The sequence below is a fragment of the Pseudomonas sp. SED1 genome, from assembly GCF_034044025.1.
In the GTDB taxonomy this organism is placed as follows: domain Bacteria; phylum Pseudomonadota; class Gammaproteobacteria; order Pseudomonadales; family Pseudomonadaceae; genus Aquipseudomonas.
Genome location: NZ_JAXCIS010000102.1, coordinates 1 through 18,235, shown reverse-complemented (window position 1 = coordinate 18,235; position 18,235 = coordinate 1). Strand labels below are relative to the sequence as shown.

Genomic DNA, 18,235 nt, shown 5'->3' with positions numbered 1-18,235 from the left:
AAAACCGCCGCAGGCCCCAGCAGGGCGGGCTTGTACGGTCTCGAATGTTGATTTTAGCTGTTTTACAGGTAGTTGCTCGCCGTGCGTGCTACATGGCTTCGGGCAATAGAGCAGGTTTTGCGCGGCGGGTTGGGTAGAATCAGGGTTTGTCCTCACAGTTAAGGAAGGCTAATGGCTCAGCCCTACAGTGCGCGCAGTCGCGCTATCGAACCTTTCCATGTCATGGCGTTGCTGGCGCGGGCCAATGAATTGCAGGCCGCCGGTCACGACGTGATTCACCTGGAAATCGGCGAGCCGGACTTCACCACCGCCGAGCCCATCATCAAGGCCGGGCAGGCGGCGCTGGCCAATGGCAAGACCCGCTATACGGCGGCCCGCGGGCTGCCGGAGTTGCGTGAGGCTATCAGCGGTTTCTACCAGCAGCGCTACGGGCTGGATATTGACCCTGAGCGAATTTTGATCACCCCGGGTGGCTCAGGTGCCCTGCTGCTGGCGAGCAGTTTGCTGGTGGATCCCGGCAAGCACTGGCTGCTGGCAGACCCCGGTTACCCGTGCAACCGCCACTTCCTGCGCCTGGTGGAAGGCGCGGCGCAATTGGTCCCGGTCGGCCCCGACGTGCGTTATCAACTGACCGCCGACCTGGTGGCACGCCATTGGGATCAAGACAGTGTGGGCGCGCTGGTCGCTTCGCCTGCCAACCCTACCGGCACCATCCTGACGCGCGAAGAGTTGGCCGGACTGTCGAACGCCATCAAGGCGCGCAATGGGCATTTGGTGGTGGATGAGATCTATCATGGCCTGACCTACGGCACCGATGCCGCCAGCGTGCTGGAAGTCGACGATGAAGCCTTCGTTCTAAATAGTTTTTCGAAGTATTTCGGAATGACCGGCTGGCGGCTGGGCTGGCTGGTGGCGCCGCCGGCGGCCGTGGGTGAGTTGGAGAAGTTGGCGCAGAATCTCTACATCAGCGCACCGAGCATGGCCCAGCATGCGGCCCTGGCTTGCTTTACCCCGGAAACCTTGAACATTCTTGAAGACCGCCGGGCCGAGTTTGGTCGTCGGCGCGACCTCCTGCTGCCAGCCCTGCGGGAGCTCGGCTTCGGCATCGCCGTTGAACCGGAAGGCGCGTTCTACTTGTATGCCGATATCAGCGCATTCGGCGGTGATGCCTTCGCTTTCTGCCGGCACTTCCTTGAAACCGAGCATGTAGCCTTCACCCCGGGCCTGGATTTCGGTCGCTATCAAGCCGGTCACCATGTGCGTTTTGCCTACACGCAAAACCTTGATCGCCTACAGGAAGCCGTTGAACGGATTGCCCGTGGCTTGCGGAGTTGGCAAGGCTGATGCGCTTTGATCCTCCCCTCGAAGAAGGCCGGCTGATCCGCCGCTACAAGCGTTTTCTCGCTGATATCGAAACCGTTACCGGCGAGCTCCTGACCATTCACTGCCCGAACACCGGCTCGATGTTCAACTGCATGGTGGAAGGTGGCCAAGTCTGGTTCAGCCGCTCCAATGACCCCAAGCGCAAGCTGCCCGGCACTTGGGAAATCAGCGAAACCCCGCAGGGGCGCCTGGCGTGTGTGAATACCGCGCGGGCCAATCAGTTGGTGGAAGAGGCGCTGCGGGCCGGGGTTATCACCGAGCTCAACGGCTTTACCGCGCTGAAGCGCGAAGTAGCCTACGGCCAGGAAAACAGCCGGATCGATTTCCGTCTGGATTACCCAACGGGCCCAGCGTATGTCGAAGTCAAAAGTGTCACTCTCGGGTTTGACGAGACTTCGACAGCGGCGTTTCCCGATGCCGTCACCCAGCGCGGGGCCAAGCATTTGCGGGAACTGGCGCATCTGGCGCGTGAGGGTGTGCGGGCGGTGCAGTTGTATTGCGTCAACCTCTCGGGGATTGATGCGGTGCGTCCTGCCGAAGAAATTGATGCCGCTTATGCGGCTGCATTGCGTGAGGCCAAGGCGGCGGGCGTCGAGGTGCTGGCCTATGGCGTGCGGGTGACGTCAGAGGAAATCTGTGTCGACCGTCGCCTGGAAGTATTGCTCGGCGATTAGAGTTGCACCCATAGGCCCTGTTCGTCCTCACGGCCGGGCAGGGCTGTCAGGCTCTGGCCGGCGCAAGGCCCGGCGACGCACTCACCGCTCTCGATCAGGAACAGCGCGCCGTGGGTGGCGCACTGGATCAGGCTCGCGCTCTGGTCCAAAAACTGGTGCAGCTGCCATTCCAGCGGCACCCCGCGATGTGGGCAACGGTTGATATAGAAGTAGGCAATGCCTTCGCGGCGCACGGCAAACAGCTTGCGGCCGTCGATATCGAAACCGCGGCTGGCGTTGGGTGCGAGTTCGCTGGAGGCGCAGAGAAACTTCATATCGGTCCTTAAGTGCCGCCGTTTGCGGGCTGCAAGGCTATCCTGATTTGGCCGAAGAGCCCGGCGCTTGACGTGCAAATGCAAACAATTATCAAATGCCGGCTTCGCCCGTTAGCTGACTGGGCGCTCTGTACGATGTCGGGCAGCCTTGATCTGTCACATTGCGAGTGTTTCAGCGGGCTCACCCCTTGGAAGGAAACCCTTTTATGCGCCTGAGTGCCAGTGCTATCGCGCTCGTTGTCGGACTGCTGGTCAACGCTGGGGCCCAGGCCTCTGAACTGCCACAACGTTGGGTCAGCGCCGGTGGTGCGTTGTCGGAATGGGTAACGGCCCTGGGCGGTGAGTCAAAGCTGGTGGGTGTGGATACCACCAGCCAGCATCCAGAATCCCTCAAGGCGTTACCGAGTATTGGATACCAGCGTCAGTTGTCGGCAGAGGGCATTCTGAGCCTGCGCCCGCAAATCCTGGTCGGCACCGAGGAAATGGGCCCGCCGCCGGTATTGGCGCAAATCCGCAATGCTGGTGTGAAAGTGGAGCTGTTTTCGGCCGAGCCGGATCTGCCGACGCTGCAGGGTAACCTTCAGCATTTGGGCAAGTTGCTGGGCAACGAAGCGAAGGCTGCGGAGCTGTTCAGCGACTATCAGCAACAACTGGATCAACAAAAGAACTGGGTGACCAAGGTCCAGACCACGCAAAAAGCACCTGGAGTGTTGTTGCTGCTGGGGCATGCCGGCGGCAAACCGCTGATTGCGGGTAAAGACACGGCGGCTGACTGGATGTTGCAGCAGGCCGGCGGCCATAACTTGGCGACCCACAATGGATACAAACCGTTTTCCGTGGAGTCCCTGGCGGGTCTCAATCCTGAAGTGCTGGTGTTTGCCGATCGTGCCCTTACGGGCGATGCGGCCCGCGCCGCGCTGTTCAAGGAGAACCCGATCCTGGCTTCGACGCCAGCGGCCAAAAACGGTCGCGTCTACGAATTGGACCCGACGCTGCTGGTGGGCGGGCTTGGGCCGCGCTTGCCGCAAAGCCTGGTGAAGTTGTCCGCCGGGTTCTATCCGTCCCAGGCTAAAACCGCCCCATGACCACTCTGGTTAAACCGCGCGCCCTGTTTATCGGCTTGAGTCTGCTGTGTGTATTGGCGATCTGGCTGTCATTGGCCCTGGGGCCGGTCAGCTTGCCGTTGATGGACACACTCCGGGCGGCGTTGCGCTTGTTGGGTGTGCCCATCGACGCGCACGGCCTGGAGCAGGCGGAGTTGATCCTCGGGCAGATTCGTCTGCCGCGTACGTTACTCGGCTTGGCCGTGGGCGGGGTTCTGGCACTTTCCGGCGTTGCAATGCAGGGGTTGTTTCGTAATCCCTTGGCCGATCCCGGGCTGGTCGGGGTTTCCAGCGGTGCGGCGTTGGGCGCGGCGATTGCGATTGTCGGTGGTTCGTTTTTTGGCGGTTTGCCGGATGCCCTCGGGCCGTATCTGCTGTCGTTGTGTGCCTTCCTCGGTGGTTTGGGGGTGACGGCGCTGGTCTATCGCCTGGGGCGGCGCAACGGACAAACCAATGTCGCGACCATGTTGCTGGCGGGTATCGCCCTGACGGCGCTCGCCAGTTCCGCGGTGGGCCTGTTCACCTACCTGGCAGATGACGCCACCTTGCGCACCCTGACGTTCTGGAACCTGGGCAGCCTGAATGGCGCCAGCTACTCGCGGTTATGGCCGCTGTTGTTGGTGAGCGCTGGCGTCGCCCTTTGGCTGCCGCGCCGGGCCAAGGCGCTGAATGCACTCCTGCTGGGTGAGTCGGAAGCCAGCCACTTGGGCATTAATGTTGAAGGCCTCAAGCGCGAGCTGGTGTTCTGCACCGCACTGGGCGTGGGCGCCGCTGTGGCGGCGGCGGGGATGATCGGCTTTGTCGGGTTGGTGGTGCCGCATCTGGTGCGCCTGCTGGCGGGACCCGATCATCGGGTGCTGCTGCCAGCCTCGGTGTTGGCGGGGGCGAGTTTGCTGTTGTTTGCCGATCTGGTGGCGCGCCTGGCCTTGGCGCCGGCGGAATTACCTATCGGCATTGTTACCGCGTTTATCGGTGCGCCGTTTTTTCTCTACCTGTTGTTACGAGGGCGCGCCTGATGCTGCGAGTAGAAGACCTGCAGATCCGCCGTGGGCGCAAAACCGTGTTGGCGGACGTCACCCTGGACCTGCTGCCAGGTGAAGTGCTTGGCGTGTTGGGCCCCAACGGTGCGGGAAAAAGTACATTACTCGGTGCGTTATGCGGCGAGTTGCAGCCCGACCAGGGCCGTGTGTGGCTGGACCAGCGCGAGTTGAAGGACTGGGGCGGAGCGCAGCGTGCCCAGCGCTTGGCGGTGTTGCCGCAGACCTCGACCCTGGACTTTGCCTTTCGCGTCGAAGAGGTTGTGGGCATGGGGCGCTTGCCCCATCAGACCGGCCGGGTGCGTGACGATGAAATCATCAACGCCGCCTTACAGGCTGCCGACGTCGGCCACTTGAGCGGGCGCAGCTACCTGGCGTTGTCGGGTGGCGAGCGGCAGCGTGTGCACCTCGCACGAGTGCTGGCGCAGCTCTGGCCAGGTGAGGCGGGGCAGACCTTGTTGCTGGATGAGCCGACGTCGATGCTTGATCCGCTGCACCAGCACACGACCTTGCAGGCGATCCGCACCTTTGCCGACCGTGGTGCTGCGGTACTGGTGATTCTTCACGACCTGAATCTGGCGGCGCGCTACTGTGATCGCATCCTGTTGCTGGAGGATGGGTGGCCCCATGCGTTGGATACACCTGTGCAGGTGCTGCGGCCTGAGCCGCTGAAGGCGGTATTCGGGTTGGATGTGTTGGTGCAGCCGCATCCGGAGCGCGGCCATCCGTTGATCATTGCACGCTGAAATCGCCGCAGTTTTTCATAGGCAAAAAAAGACCCGGCAAGAGCCGGGTCAAATAACCGTGATTAGCCTGATGAGGAGATAATCTGAGAGTCCGAACCAATGGTCTTTCAGTTATCGGCTGATCTCGCGACCAGTTGTGATAATCATAACGATTCTCATTTAAGAGTCAACATTTGTTTTTGCGACCTTTTCGAATTTCCTCAAACATTCGTTTGGAACCCCCTGAAACGTGGGGGCAAGTTGCCGTCTCAATTCTTTTGGCGTGCCGAAAGAGCGTCCAGCTGACGGTTTAAAGCCTCCTTGCGTTCAACGGGAATGTCATTCCAGTGCACATCCATCAGCGCGCCTTCAATGGCGTACAGCAATACCTTGGATGCCCTGAAGCCACGGGTGCGTACGGCACGGTACGCGTCTACTGCCCCCAGACGGCGTAAGTCGGACGCACTGTGGATGCCCACCGCATGCAGCCATTGCGCCGACGTCTTGCCAAGGTTTTTCAGGTGTTGCAGCTCATCATTCATCAAGCCTCCTTGCGACGGCCGAATGGTTCGGTGGGTATCGTGACCAGGCAAGCCTGAAAGGAGTGTAGCGCTCAGTAGGAAAAGCGTAGTTCTTTGGTCGGCAACGACCTAAAGCTTCTAAGGCAGGCGGGGATTTTGGCGTAGGAAAGGGTGAAGCTCCCGGTACGCCTTGGGCGTAGCCGGGAGGCGATACAGCGGTTTTACCGTGTACGGTAGCGCAAGCGCGTGCCGAAATTGACGGACATCAGGATCTCGTCAGCGCTCAGCTCAGGGGGGAAATAAGTGCCGGAAATCTGGGCATGCGCCAGGCTCGCGCCTTCCAGTGGGCAGTCGCGTAAATCCAGGCCGCGCAAGTCGGCGGAGCGGAAATAAGCGTCGGTGAAATCTACGCCCTCGGCATTCAGGTCGCGCAGGTCCAGGCCGCGAAAGTCCCCGCCGCGCATATCGATCGGGCCGTCTTTCGGACGCTCCTGGTTGAAGCCGCGGATGTCATCTTTATGCAGAAGCGCGTACAGCGGGGTATCAAGTAGCTTCGGATGGCTCACAATGGCGACTCCCGTGTTGGAATTATGACGCCATTATAGTGCCACTATTACTCGGCCGTGAGCCCCGGAAGGCTACACGACCAAGAAATATTTCTTACAGGCCCGGCAGGCGCTGGCGGATATGGGCCACCAATGCGTCCAGGGTACCGCTTTCATTGGTTTCCACGCGTTTGCTCAGCAGTAGCTCTTCAGCGCTGAGTGGGTCGCGGGTGGCCTGCTGCTCTTCGATGATGGTCAGGGTGGCGTCGGACGGATCATTTTTGTCCGCCTGACGCTGTGCCAGCCAAGCGGCGATAACAGCCTGTGGCGCATTGCAGTCGAGGATCAGGAACGGTGCGCCGGTGGCCTCGGCGATCTTGGCTGCAGCGTCGCGTTGTTCACGCTTGAGGAAGGTCGCGTCCAGTACCACCGGGAAACCGGCGCGCATTACGGTGTCGGCGACCTCGTTCAAGCGCGCATAGGTGGCGGCGCTGGCGTCTGCGGCGTAGATCCCGGCCTGTGGCGTGTTCTCGACCTTCTGCTCACCGAACAGGCGCTTGCGCTCTACGTCTGAACGCAGGCGAATCGCTCCCAATGCTTCTACGAGGCGCATGGATACATGGCTTTTGCCAACGGCCGATACGCCGTGGGTGATGGCCAGGAAGCGCGATGGGATGGTGCTGTAGCTTTCCGCCAGGTTGGCGTAGTTGCGGTATTGGCGCAGGGTGGTAGCACGCTGCACCGCGTCCGCCTCGGAAGGCATGCTGAACAGCGCGACCTTGGCGCGTACCAAGGCGCGGTAGGCTTTATAGAAGTTCAGCACCTCCAGGCCTTGATAATCGCCGGTCAGCTCCAGGTACTGGCTGATGAAGCGTCGCGCCAGGCTCTTGAGGCCACGGTCTTCCAGGTCCATCGCCAGGAAGCCGGTGTCGGCATACACGTCGGTGAAGCGGAATGGCTCGTTGAACTCGATGCAGTCGAAGATCACCACGTGGCCATCAATCATCGTGGCGTTGCCCAGGTGGATATCACCGTGGCATTCGCGGGTAAAGCCGTTGAGCTTGCGTTGTTCGAACAGGGGCTTGAGACGCTCGAAGCTGCTTTCGGCCCAGGCCTGCAAGGCGTCCAGTTGCGCCAGATCGGCCTTGTCGCTGAGGAACGGGCGGATCTGCTCGAAGTTCTGCAGCACCGGCGCCATGACGTCGTGCGGGGTGCCGGCGGAGTGGGTGGCCGGGACTTTCGGGGCGTTCAGGTGAAAGTGCGCGATCTGCCTGGCCATTTCGTCGATGTGCGCGTGGGTCAGTTCACCGTTGGCTTGCAAGGTGCTGAGCAGCTGGCTCTGCGGAAACTGGCGCATTTTCAGCACATAGTCGATCACCGGGCCGTCGCCATCCAATTGTGGTGCTTCGGCGCTGCCGGTGATTGGCAACACTTCAAGATACAAATCATCGGTCAGGCGCTGGTTGAGGCGCAGCTCTTCATTGCAGAAGTGGCCGCGGGCTTCCAGGGTGGTGAAATCGAGAAAGCCGAAATTCACCGGCTTCTTCATCTTGTAGGCGTAGTCACCCGTGAGCAGGACCCAGGAAATATGGGTCTCGATGACTTGGAACTGATCCACCGGGTGGGGAAACAGGGCCGGGTTTTGCAGGGCAGCAATCAGGGACTGGCTCACGGGCGATCCTTCAGAGTCTGGGAAAATTCATGGCGGGCATTATGGCGGCTACAGACGGTCATGCAAACCGCTGTCCGGCTCATGTTGGTCATCAATAAAGTGCGTATAATCCGCCGCCATGACTCGTACCCGATCTCCCCGTTCCCGTAAAAAACCTCCTTCCCGCGGCCTGCGCCCTTGGCTGGGCTGGGCGCTTAAGCTCGGCCTGGTAGGGCTTGTAGTGATCGCCGGCTTCGCGGTTTACCTCGATGCTGTGGTCCAGGAGAAGTTCTCCGGCAAGCGCTGGACCATTCCGGCCAAGGTATACGCGCGCCCGCTGGAACTGTTCACCGGCCAGAAGCTGAGCAAGGATGACTTCCTTACCGAACTCGATGCCTTGGGCTATCGCCGCGAACCCGTGAGCAATGGCCCCGGTGCCGCTGCCGTCTCCGGTAACACCGTCGACTTGAACACCCGCGGCTTCCAGTTCTATGAAGGCCTGGAAAAACCCCAGCCGGTGCGCGTGCGTTTCTCTGGCGACTATGTAGCCGAACTGTCCTCGCTCAACGGTTCGAAGCTGCCGGTGGTGCGCCTGGAACCCTTAATGATCGGTGGGATTTATCCGAAAAACCTGGAAGACCGCATCCTGATCAAGATCGATCAGGTGCCGCCTTACCTGCTGGATACCCTGATTGCCGTAGAAGACCGGGATTTCTACAGCCACTGGGGCGTGTCACCCAAGTCCATCGCTCGCGCCGTTTGGGTCAATACCTCCGGTGGCAAGATGACCCAGGGCGGCAGTACGCTGACGCAACAATTGGTCAAGAACTTCTACCTGACCAACGAACGCAGCCTGACCCGTAAACTGACCGAAGCCATGATGGCGATGCTGCTGGAGCTGCATTACAGCAAGCAGGAAATTCTTGAGGCGTACCTCAATGAAGTGTTCGTCGGCCAGGACGGCCAGCGTGCGGTGCACGGTTTCGGTCTGGCCAGCCAGTTCTTCTTCGGCCAGCCGTTGTCCGAGTTGAAACTGCATCAAGTGGCGCTGCTGGTGGGCATGGTCAAGGGGCCGTCCTACTACAACCCGCGTCGCAACCCGGAGCGCGCGCTCGAACGGCGCAACCTGGTACTTGATGTGCTTGAGCAGCAAGGCGTCGCCACTCCTGAACAAGTCGCTGCCGCGAAGAAAATGCCACTGGGTGTGACCACCCGCGGCAAGCTTGCCGACAGCTCATTCCCAGGCTTCATCGACCTGGTCAAACGCCAGTTGCGTGAAGACTACCGTGACGAAGACTTGACCGAAGAAGGCCTGCGGATCTTCACCAGTTTCGACCCGATCCTGCAAATGAAGGCTGAAGCTTCGGTCAATGACACCTTCAAACGCCTGGCAGGCCGTAAAGGCTCCGACGACGTCGAGGCCGCGATGGTGGTAACCAACCCGGAAACCGGTGAGGTCCAGGCCATGATCGGCAGTCGCCAGGCCAGCTTTGCCGGCTTCAACCGGGCGCTGGACGCGGTGCGGCCGATCGGCTCGCTGGTCAAACCGGCGGTATATCTGACTGCGTTGGAAAAACCGAGTAAGTACACGCTGACCAGTTGGCTGTCCGATGACCCGTTGTCGGTCAAAGGAGCCGATGGCCAGATGTGGACGCCGCATAACTTTGATCGTCGTTCCCACGGTACGATTTTCCTGTACCAGGGTTTGGCGCATTCCTACAACATCTCGACCTCCCGTCTTGGCCTTGAGCTGGGCGTGCCGAATGTTCTCAAGACACTCGGTCGGCTGGGCATCACTCGCGAGTTCCCGGCGTTCCCGTCGATGCTGTTGGGTGCGGGTGCGATGAGCCCGATGGAAGTGGCGACCATGTACCAGACCCTGGCCAACGGTGGTTTCAATACACCGATGCGCGGGATCCGTAGTGTGTTGACGGCTGAAGGCGAACCGCTCAAGCGTTATCCGTTCCAGATTCAGCAGCGCTTTGACCCGGCCTCGATCTACCTGATCCAGAACGCCATGCAGCGCGTTATGCGTGAAGGTACGGGGCGCTCGGCCTACAGCGTGTTGCCAGCCAACCTGACGCTGGCCGGCAAGAGCGGTACCAGTAACGATTCGCGGGACAGCTGGTTCGCAGGTTTCAGCCAGGACCTGCTGGCGGTGGTCTGGCTGGGGCGCGACGACAACGGCAAGACGCCGTTTACCGGTGCCACCGGCGCGTTGCAGGTGTGGACCAGTTTCATGAAGAAGGCCGATCCACTGCCGCTGAACATGCCGCAGCCGGACAATATCGTTCAGGCCTGGATCGATCCGCATACCGGACAGGGTTCCGATGCCAACTGTCCGGGCGCGGTGCAGATGCCGTATATTCGCGGCAGCGAACCGCCACCCGGTGCAGCGTGCGGTGCCAGTGCACCCGCGAGCGCTGAATCGGTGATGGATTGGGTCAAGGGCTGGATGAATTAAGCAAAGAGGGTTTCATGTGAACAAGTTGTTGATTCCAGCTATTACAGTTTTGGCATTGCTCGGTGGTTGCGCCAGCGTGGAGCGGGGTTCTATCCCGGTGGTGGATTCCAGTACAACGGTGTCCAACAACGACCGGATCTCGGCCAATGGCGGCTTCCGTCAAACCGTCACCAACCGCCCAGCCCAGGCTAAGGCGCAAGCCGTGCCTCAGGATTCGGGCGTAGTGGTGATGATCCCGGGCGCTGGCGCAGCCACCTCGGCACCGATCAGTACTCAGCCGTGGACTCCAGGCCCGAGCACCTCGGGCCCGGCTGACTCTGCGCCGATTCAAACGGCGCCAATCAACCAGGGCACCTACAACATGCCGTCGACGCCAAGCGGGATTCCGTCCGCCAGCAGCGCCGGTGGCTTGTCGGCCGATGAGCAGCTGGACGGCCCGGTGCTGGCGTTGCTGACTACTGCCCAACAGCAGCAGTCTGGTGGCGACTTGAACGGCGCATCGTCGAGCCTCGAACGCGCCCAGCGCGTAGCGCCTCGCGAGCCACAAGTGCTTTACCGCCTGGCTCAGGTTCGTATGGCCCAAGGCGATGCCCCGCAAGCAGAACAATTTGCCCGCCGTGGCCTGACCCTGGCCAATGGCCGTCCTGATCTGCAGGCCAGCCTGTGGGGCTTGATCGGTGATGCCCGTGAGAAGCAGGGCGATGCCGCCGGCGCTGCCCAGGCTCGGCAAAAAGCCAAGGTAAGCCTCTGATGGATGCACGCTTTCCGGCGATTGCCGAACAGTTGTTGTTGATCGAGCGCGAACTGCGCTTGCAGGACTGGTGGGACGAAGTGTCCCCCAGTGCTGAAGCCTTGAGCAGTGTTGAACCCTTTTCCGTCGACACCCTGGACTTCCACCAGTGGCTGCAATGGATTTTCCTGACACGGATGAAGCAGATCCTTGAGCAGGACCTGCCATTGCCCAATGCGTCGGGGATTCTGGAAATGGCCGAGATGGTTTACGCCGATCGTCCGCTCGAGAGCCTTGGCCTACGGACTGCGCTGAAAAAGTTCGATCAACTGATCGTCGACGCTCGTTAATTGCCTGGCTGCCGGTTTTTCCGGCAGTCTTGCGCATATTTCTACCGCTTTGCGCCATTCAGGCGAGTTTTATCCCTCCTCAAGCCGCTTTCTTCTACGTTCTCATGCGCTTAGTTGGAAAAAAGCGCAATTATTGCTTGACTTGGAGAGGCTGAAACAGAAGAATCCAAAGTCCGCTGTAGAGGGACTGCCAGAAGCAGACCCACTCAGCAGATCATGAGGCGCACACCCGCGCCGACCTGTTACACCCGCAACGCGTTACCTCGCGCTGGGTGGGAAAATCCCGCAACACTTGGGACGCTCCCAATACTTGCTCAGTCAGTGCTGACGTAGTCGGCGACCACCGTCGCTCATGCTCTGCTGAGAAGTAAACCTATTAAGACCCGTCGGTTTTTAACGGACGGTATTCTGGCGTTTTAGAGGTGAACAACGTGGAGCTTTTATCTGGCGGTGAGATGCTCGTCCGCTTTTTGCGTGACGAAGGCGTCGACTATATCTACGGGTACCCAGGCGGTGCTCTGCTGCATGTCTACGACGCACTGTTCAAGGAACCGGCTGTTACCCACATCCTGGTTCGCCACGAACAAGCTGCTACCCATATGGCTGACGGTTACGCCCGTGCCACCGGTAAAGCCGGTGTCGTGCTGGTGACTTCCGGCCCTGGCGCGACCAATGCCATTACCGGCATCGCGACGGCTTATATGGACTCCATCCCGATGGTGATCATTTCTGGCCAGGTGGCGAGCACCATGGTCGGTACCGATGCATTCCAGGAAACCGACATGATCGGTATCTCCCGGCCGATCGTGAAACACAGCTTCATGATCAAGCATGCCTCGGAAATCCCGGAAGTCATGAAGAAGGCCTTCTACCTCGCACAGTCCGGTCGCCCGGGTCCTGTGGTGGTCGATATCCCGAAAGACATGACCAACCCGGCGGAAAAATTCGAATACATCTTCCCGAAGAAAGCCAAGCTGCGTTCCTACAGCCCGGCTGTTCGCGGGCACTCGGGGCAAATCCGCAAGGCGGCAGAAATGCTGTTGGCGGCCAAGCGCCCGGTGCTCTACTCGGGTGGTGGCGTGATTCTGGGCGGCGGTTCTGCACCGCTGACCGAACTGGCCAAGATGCTTAACCTGCCAGTCACCAACACCTTGATGGGCCTCGGCGCATTCCCGGGTTCGGACCGTCAGTTCGTCGGTATGCTCGGCATGCACGGCAGCTACACCGCCAACCTGGCCATGCACCATGCTGACGTGATCCTCGCCGTCGGTGCGCGGTTCGATGACCGGGTGATCAACGGCGCGAGCAAGTTTTGCCCGAATGCAAAGATCATCCACATCGATATCGACCCGGCATCGATCTCCAAGACCATCAAGGCCGACGTGCCTATCGTCGGTCCTGTGGAAAGCGTGCTGACCGAAATGGTTGCTGCGCTCAAGGAAATCGGCGAAGCCCCGAACAAGGATTCCGTCGCCAGTTGGTGGAAGCAGATCGACGAGTGGCGCGGTGACCGCGGCCTGTTCCCTTACGACAAGGGCGATGGCAGCGTCATCAAGCCGCAGACCGTGATCGAAACCCTGTGCGAAGTGACCAAGGGCGATGCCTTTGTGACCTCCGACGTGGGCCAGCACCAGATGTTCGCGGCGCAGTACTACAAGTTCGACAAGCCTAACCGCTGGATCAACTCCGGTGGCCTGGGCACGATGGGCTTTGGTTTCCCTGCGGCCATGGGTGTGAAGCTGAGCTTCCCGGATACCGACGTTGCTTGCGTCACCGGCGAAGGCAGTATCCAGATGAACATCCAGGAACTGTCGACCTGCCTGCAATATGGTTTGCCGGTGAAGATCGTCTGCCTGAACAACGGTGTACTGGGCATGGTTCGCCAGTGGCAGGACATGAGCTACGGCAGCCGTCACTCCCATTCCTATATGGAGTCTCTGCCGGACTTCGTCAAATTGGTTGAAGCCTATGGCCATGTCGGCATGCGCATCACCGATCTGAAGGATTTGAAGCCGATGATGGAAGAGGCGTTCGCCATGAAAGACCGCCTGGTGTTCCTCGATATTCAGGTCGACACCAGCGAGCACGTCTATCCGATGCAGATCAAAGACGGCTCCATGCGCGATATGTGGCTGAACAAGACGGAGCGTACCTAATCATGCGGCACATTATCTCCCTGCTTCTGGAGAACGAACCGGGCGCTCTGTCACGTGTGGTCGGACTGTTTTCGCAACGCAACTACAACATCGAAAGCCTGACCGTGGCGCCGACCGAAGACCCGACTTTGTCGCGTCTGACGTTGACCACCGTTGGCCATGATGAGGTGATCGAGCAGATCACCAAAAACCTCAACAAGCTGATCGAAGTGGTCAAGCTGGTCGACTTGTCGGAAAGTGCCCACATCGAGCGTGAACTGATGCTGGTCAAGGTCAAGGCAACGGGCGCCCAGCGCGCCGAGATCAAGCGCACTACCGATATTTATCGCGGGCAGATCGTCGATGTGAGCGCCAGCGTTTATACCGTTCAATTGACCGGTACAAGCGACAAGCTGGACAGCTTCATCCAGTCGATCGGGACGGCCTCGATTCTGGAAACTGTACGCAGTGGCGTCACCGGGATTGCTCGTGGCGACAAAGTACTCAGCATCTAACCCAATTAGTGAATGGCCTAACGGCCTGGATATATAGAGGAACCTCATGAAAGTTTATTACGAAAAAGATTGTGACCTGTCGATCATCCAGGGCAAAAAAGTCGCCATCATCGGCTACGGTTCCCAGGGCCACGCTCAAGCGTGCAACCTGAAAGATTCCGGCGTTGACGTGACTGTCGGTCTGCGCAAAGGCTCGGCCACTGTTGCCAAGGCTGAAGCTCACGGCCTGAAAGTAACTGACGTTGCTTCTGCTGTTGCTGCTGCCGACCTGGTCATGATCCTGACCCCGGACGAGTTCCAGTCCGCGCTGTACAAGAACGAAATCGAGCCGAACATCAAGAAGGGCGCCACCCTGGCCTTCTCCCACGGCTTCGCGATCCACTACAACCAGGTTGTGCCGCGCGCTGACCTCGACGTGATCATGATCGCGCCGAAAGCACCGGGCCACACCGTGCGTTCCGAGTTCGTCAAAGGCGGCGGCATCCCTGACCTGATCGCGATCTACCAGGACGCCTCGGGCAACGCCAAAAACGTTGCACTGTCCTACGCCGCTGGCGTTGGTGGCGGTCGTACCGGCATCATCGAAACCACCTTCAAGGACGAGACTGAAACCGACCTGTTCGGCGAGCAAGCCGTTCTGTGCGGCGGTACCGTTGAACTGGTTAAAGCCGGTTTCGAAACCCTGGTTGAAGCTGGCTACGCGCCAGAAATGGCCTACTTCGAATGCCTGCACGAACTGAAGCTGATCGTTGACCTCATGTACGAAGGCGGTATCGCCAACATGAACTACTCGATCTCCAACAACGCCGAATACGGCGAGTACGTGACTGGCCCGGAAGTGATCAACGCCGAGTCCCGTCAGGCCATGCGCAACGCCCTGAAACGTATTCAGGACGGCGAATACGCCAAAATGTTCATCAGCGAAGGTGCAACCGGCTACCCTTCGATGACCGCCAAGCGTCGTAACAACGCCGCTCACGGTATCGAAATCATCGGCGAGCAACTGCGCTCCATGATGCCGTGGATCGGTGCCAACAAGATCGTCGACAAAGCCAAAAACTAAGTCGTACGTATCAAGGGAAAACGCGGCTTAGGCCGCGTTTTTTCGTTTGCGGGGCAGGTTCTGGTATAAAGCTGCATCGTTTGCGGGCGAACACTCGCCGCAAGTTTCTGTCGAAATTTTTCACACCGTTGCAAGGTAAAGTCCATGAGCGAACGTCCCGAAGAGCCAAACCAGGCCTCTGACGCCGAAAGCCTGCTACCGATCGATGAACATGTCGAAGAGGGGCACGATGCTGAAGGCCGTAAAGTCCGGCATCGTGGCATCTATCTTCTGCCCAATCTGTTCACCACTGCGAACCTGTTCGCGGGGTTCTACTCCATCATCAATTCCATGAGCGCCCAGAGTGCATTGGCGGCCGGCGATGCTGCCGGGGCCAGCAAGTATTTTGGTTTCGCCGCGATTGCGATCTTCGTCGCCATGGTCCTTGATGGCCTGGATGGGCGCGTGGCACGCATGACCAATACCCAGAGTGCCTTCGGCGCCGAGTATGACTCGCTGTCAGACATGGTTGCCTTTGGTGTGGCACCGGCGTTGCTCGCATTCGCCTGGGCGCTGGGTGACATGGGCAAAGTCGGCTGGATGGTCGCCTTCATCTATGTGGCTGGCGCAGCATTGCGTCTGGCGCGGTTCAATACCCAGGTAGGGACTGCCGACAAGCGCTACTTCATTGGCTTGGCCAGTCCGGCTGCGGCGGGTGTGGTAGCCGGTATTGTCTGGGCATTCAGCGACTACGGTATCCAGGGCTCGAAGATGTCATTCCTGGTGGCCTTGATGGTTGCGGCGGCCGGCATGCTGATGGTCAGCAACATCAAGTACAACAGCTTCAAGGAGCTGGACCTCAAGGGGCGCGTGCCATTTGTGGCCATCCTGGCGGTGGTGCTGGTGTTCGCTGTGGTCTTCAGCGATCCGCCGCGAATCCTGCTGTTGGCGTTCCTTGTCTATGCCGCGTCGGGCCCGGTGCAGTATTTGCTGCATCTTCGTCAGCGCAAAACGTTGCCTTAATGTAATTTCCCCCATACTCCGCAGTCTATTGGTGCATCTGTCCTCCAAAGCTGCGGAGTTGCCATGTTAATCAAGTTCCCCAAAGCGTCTGATTGCCAAGAATCGGACGTCACGCCTGAATCCCTCTATTTCTCCCGTCGCAGCTTGCTCGGTGGTGCGCTTGCCGGCCTGGCTGCCAGCAGCCTGCCGCGTTGGGCCAGTGCGGATGATGCTGCGCGTTACGCGGATGTTGAGCCGGGCAAGGCGCCCGGATGGTTTGCCGAAAAGCTGCCGGGTACGAAATGGCAGGCGGTCACCGTCAAGGACGAGGCGATCACTCCGTTCAAGGATGCGACCCACTACAACAACTTCTATGAGTTTGGTACGGACAAGGGCGATCCGGCGGCGAATGCCGGGTCTCTGAAGACCGAACCGTGGAGCGTGGTGATTGATGGTGAGGTCGCCAAGCCCGGGCGTTACGCGCTTGAAGACTTCATGAAGCCGTATCAGTTGGAAGAGCGAATCTATCGACTGCGCTGCGTAGAGGCGTGGTCGATGGTCATTCCGTGGATAGGTTTCCCTATTTCGGAATTGCTCAAGCACGTCGAGCCGACGTCCAAGGCCAAATACATCCGCTTTGAAACCCTGCAGGATCCCAAGAGCATGCCGGGGCAGCGGTCTAACTTCGCTTTGATCGACTGGCCGTATGTAGAAGGGTTGCGACTGGATGAGGCGATGAATCCCCTGGCGATCCTGGCGGTAGGTATGTATGGGCGGGAGTTGCCAAATCAAAATGGTGCCCCGTTGCGGTTGGTGGTGCCATGGAAGTATGGATTCAAGAGCGTGAAGTCGATCGTGCGCATCAGTCTCGTCAGCGAACAGCCGAAAACCACCTGGCAAAGCATTGCGGCGAGTGAGTATGGGTTTTATGCGAACGTGAATCCTACCGTCGACCACCCTCGCTGGACTCAGGCGCGGGAGCGGCGTTTGCCCAGTGGGCTGTTCAGTCCCAATGTGCGTGAGACGCAAATGTTCAACGGCTACGCCGATGAAGTCGCCTCTCTATATACGGGCCTTGATCTGCGGAAGAACTATTGATGCGCTACCCGGTTTGGCGCATCAGCGTCTTTATAGCAGCGGCGGTGTGGCCGCTGTTCTGGTTGTACGAGGCCTGGAGTTTTGCTCTGGGGCCTGACCCGGGGAAGGTGCTGATGGATCGGCTCGGGCTTGGGACCTTAATTTTGCTGCTGGTCACTCTGGGCATGACGCCCCTGCAGAAGCTCAGTGGTTGGGCGGGGTGGATTGCTGTGCGGCGGCAGCTGGGGTTGTGGTGCTTTGCGTATGTGGTTTTGCATCTTGCGGCTTACTGCATCTTCATCCTGGGCCTTGATTGGTCGCAGTTGGGCGTCGAGCTTCAGAAGCGGCCTTACATTATCGTCGGTGCCTTGGGGTTCCTTTCTTTATTGGTGCTCGCAGTCACGTCCAACCGCTACAGCCAGCGGCGGCTTGGTACGCGCTGGAAGAAGCTGCATCGCTTGGTTTACGTGATTCTCGGGCTTGGACTGCTGCACATGTTGTGGATCGTACGGGCAGATCTGAAGGAGTGGGCTATCTATGCATCTATAGGAGCGCTGCTTCTAGTCCTGCGTGTACCACCTGTAATGCGCCGGATTCCCCGTCTTATTGCTAAAAAACCATCTTCTGCAACAAAAGCGTAATTAACCCTTGACGGCAGATTCTGGAAGTCTATAATTCGCCCCACTTCCGGCGCAGTCGAAACGGAAAACTCCTTGGTAAACAAAGAGTTATGTAGGTTTCGACAGCGAGCTGCTTCAGATCATCGAAGCCCAGAAGGAGTTAGTAAGGCGGTGTTGTTTGGCCCTATTAACGGTTCGATCTTCTCGGTCGAAAGCGGAGAAAAAGAGGTGTTGACAGCAGCGTGTAACGCTGTAGAATTTGCCTCCCGCTAACGAGAGATCGGAAGCGCAAGTGGTTGAAGTTACAAAGGAAACTTTGAAAGCTTCTTAAAAAAACCGCTTGACAG

At 59.2% G+C, this 18,235-nt stretch carries 18 protein-coding genes; 14 read left to right on the top strand and 4 right to left on the bottom strand.

All coding sequences use genetic code 11. The features are described from left to right. The first annotated feature begins 171 nt into the window (after nt 1–171). The gene (locus tag SNL23_RS13335; RefSeq protein ID WP_318302447.1) at nt 172–1,344 is read left to right on the top strand and encodes a pyridoxal phosphate-dependent aminotransferase; all 1,173 of its coding nucleotides are present in this window, start codon (nt 172–174) and stop codon (nt 1,342–1,344) included. Further along, nucleotides 1,344–2,057, top strand: a complete 714-nt coding sequence (gene sfsA / locus SNL23_RS13330; RefSeq protein ID WP_318302446.1) for a DNA/RNA nuclease SfsA — start codon at nt 1,344–1,346, stop codon at nt 2,055–2,057. Before SNL23_RS13335 ends, sfsA begins: the two co-directional genes overlap by 1 nt. Here sfsA and SNL23_RS13325 read toward each other — a convergent pair. Next, the gene (locus tag SNL23_RS13325) at nt 2,054–2,371 is read right to left on the bottom strand and encodes a Rieske (2Fe-2S) protein (protein ID WP_318302445.1); all 318 of its coding nucleotides are present in this window, start codon (nt 2,369–2,371) and stop codon (nt 2,054–2,056) included. The genes sfsA and SNL23_RS13325 overlap by 4 nt on opposite strands. Before the next feature lie 206 nt (nt 2,372–2,577). Between SNL23_RS13325 and SNL23_RS13320 the strand changes: the two genes are divergently transcribed. From SNL23_RS13320 to SNL23_RS13310, 3 genes are read left to right on the top strand one after another with little or no spacing between them, the layout of a single operon-like run. Further along, nucleotides 2,578–3,456: a heme/hemin ABC transporter substrate-binding protein gene (locus SNL23_RS13320; protein ID WP_318302444.1), complete on the top strand. Its 879-nt coding sequence runs from the start codon at nt 2,578–2,580 to the stop codon at nt 3,454–3,456. Continuing rightward, the gene (locus SNL23_RS13315) at nt 3,453–4,490 is read left to right on the top strand and encodes a FecCD family ABC transporter permease (protein WP_318302443.1); all 1,038 of its coding nucleotides are present in this window, start codon (nt 3,453–3,455) and stop codon (nt 4,488–4,490) included. Before SNL23_RS13320 ends, SNL23_RS13315 begins: the two co-directional genes overlap by 4 nt. After that, a complete protein-coding gene (locus SNL23_RS13310; protein ID WP_318302442.1) occupies nt 4,490–5,257 on the top strand; it encodes a heme ABC transporter ATP-binding protein in 768 nt (255 codons plus the stop codon). Before SNL23_RS13315 ends, SNL23_RS13310 begins: the two co-directional genes overlap by 1 nt. A gap of 248 nt (nt 5,258–5,505) precedes the next feature. Here the strand turns inward: SNL23_RS13310 and SNL23_RS13305 are convergent, their stop codons facing one another. The 3 genes from SNL23_RS13305 to SNL23_RS13295 all read right to left on the bottom strand — a co-directional run bounded on the left by SNL23_RS13305 (nt 5,506) and on the right by SNL23_RS13295 (nt 7,974). Further along, on the bottom strand, nt 5,506–5,778 hold the full coding sequence (locus SNL23_RS13305; protein ID WP_010174414.1) for a TfoX/Sxy family protein: 273 nt from the start codon (nt 5,776–5,778) through the stop codon (nt 5,506–5,508). Nucleotides 5,779–5,978: 200 nt separating this feature from the next. Then, nucleotides 5,979–6,323 carry a pentapeptide repeat-containing protein gene (locus tag SNL23_RS13300; RefSeq protein WP_076013731.1) on the bottom strand — a complete coding sequence of 115 codons (345 nt, stop codon included), beginning with the start codon at nt 6,321–6,323 and terminating at the stop codon, nt 5,979–5,981. A 94-nt stretch (nt 6,324–6,417) separates the two neighbouring features. Continuing rightward, nucleotides 6,418–7,974 carry a bifunctional aminoglycoside phosphotransferase/ATP-binding protein gene (locus tag SNL23_RS13295; protein ID WP_318302441.1) on the bottom strand — a complete coding sequence of 519 codons (1,557 nt, stop codon included), beginning with the start codon at nt 7,972–7,974 and terminating at the stop codon, nt 6,418–6,420. Between the two features lie 118 nt (nt 7,975–8,092). Between SNL23_RS13295 and mrcB the strand changes: the two genes are divergently transcribed. The 9 genes from mrcB to msrQ all read left to right on the top strand — a co-directional run bounded on the left by mrcB (nt 8,093) and on the right by msrQ (nt 17,909). Beyond that, nucleotides 8,093–10,417, top strand: coding sequence for a penicillin-binding protein 1B (gene mrcB, locus SNL23_RS13290; RefSeq protein WP_076013729.1), 2,325 nt, complete (start codon nt 8,093–8,095; stop codon nt 10,415–10,417). Between the two features lie 16 nt (nt 10,418–10,433). After that, nucleotides 10,434–11,168 (top strand): tetratricopeptide repeat protein, encoded by a 735-nt coding sequence (locus SNL23_RS13285; protein WP_167665382.1) that lies wholly within the window; start codon nt 10,434–10,436, stop codon nt 11,166–11,168. Beyond that, complete coding sequence (locus SNL23_RS13280) at nt 11,168–11,497, top strand: YqcC family protein (RefSeq protein WP_318302440.1); 330 nt, start codon at nt 11,168–11,170, stop codon at nt 11,495–11,497. The genes SNL23_RS13285 and SNL23_RS13280 overlap by 1 nt, the downstream gene beginning before the upstream one ends. Nucleotides 11,498–11,928: 431 nt before the next feature. Continuing rightward, entirely contained in the window at nt 11,929–13,653 is a 1,725-nt protein-coding gene (locus SNL23_RS13275) for an acetolactate synthase 3 large subunit (RefSeq protein ID WP_003212127.1), read from the top strand. Between the two features lie 2 nt (nt 13,654–13,655). Then, nucleotides 13,656–14,147: an acetolactate synthase small subunit gene (gene ilvN / locus SNL23_RS13270; protein WP_003176102.1), complete on the top strand. Its 492-nt coding sequence runs from the start codon at nt 13,656–13,658 to the stop codon at nt 14,145–14,147. A gap of 46 nt (nt 14,148–14,193) precedes the next feature. Beyond that, complete coding sequence (gene ilvC, locus SNL23_RS13265; protein WP_007948647.1) at nt 14,194–15,210, top strand: ketol-acid reductoisomerase; 1,017 nt, start codon at nt 14,194–14,196, stop codon at nt 15,208–15,210. A gap of 144 nt (nt 15,211–15,354) precedes the next feature. Then, a complete protein-coding gene (pssA, locus tag SNL23_RS13260; protein WP_003212123.1) occupies nt 15,355–16,212 on the top strand; it encodes a CDP-diacylglycerol--serine O-phosphatidyltransferase in 858 nt (285 codons plus the stop codon). 63 nt (nt 16,213–16,275) lie between these two features. After that, complete coding sequence (gene msrP, locus SNL23_RS13255; protein WP_167665383.1) at nt 16,276–17,289, top strand: protein-methionine-sulfoxide reductase catalytic subunit MsrP; 1,014 nt, start codon at nt 16,276–16,278, stop codon at nt 17,287–17,289. Continuing rightward, entirely contained in the window at nt 17,289–17,909 is a 621-nt protein-coding gene (msrQ, locus tag SNL23_RS13250; protein ID WP_076013726.1) for a protein-methionine-sulfoxide reductase heme-binding subunit MsrQ, read from the top strand. Before msrP ends, msrQ begins: the two co-directional genes overlap by 1 nt. Nucleotides 17,910–18,235: the final 326 nt, after the last annotated feature.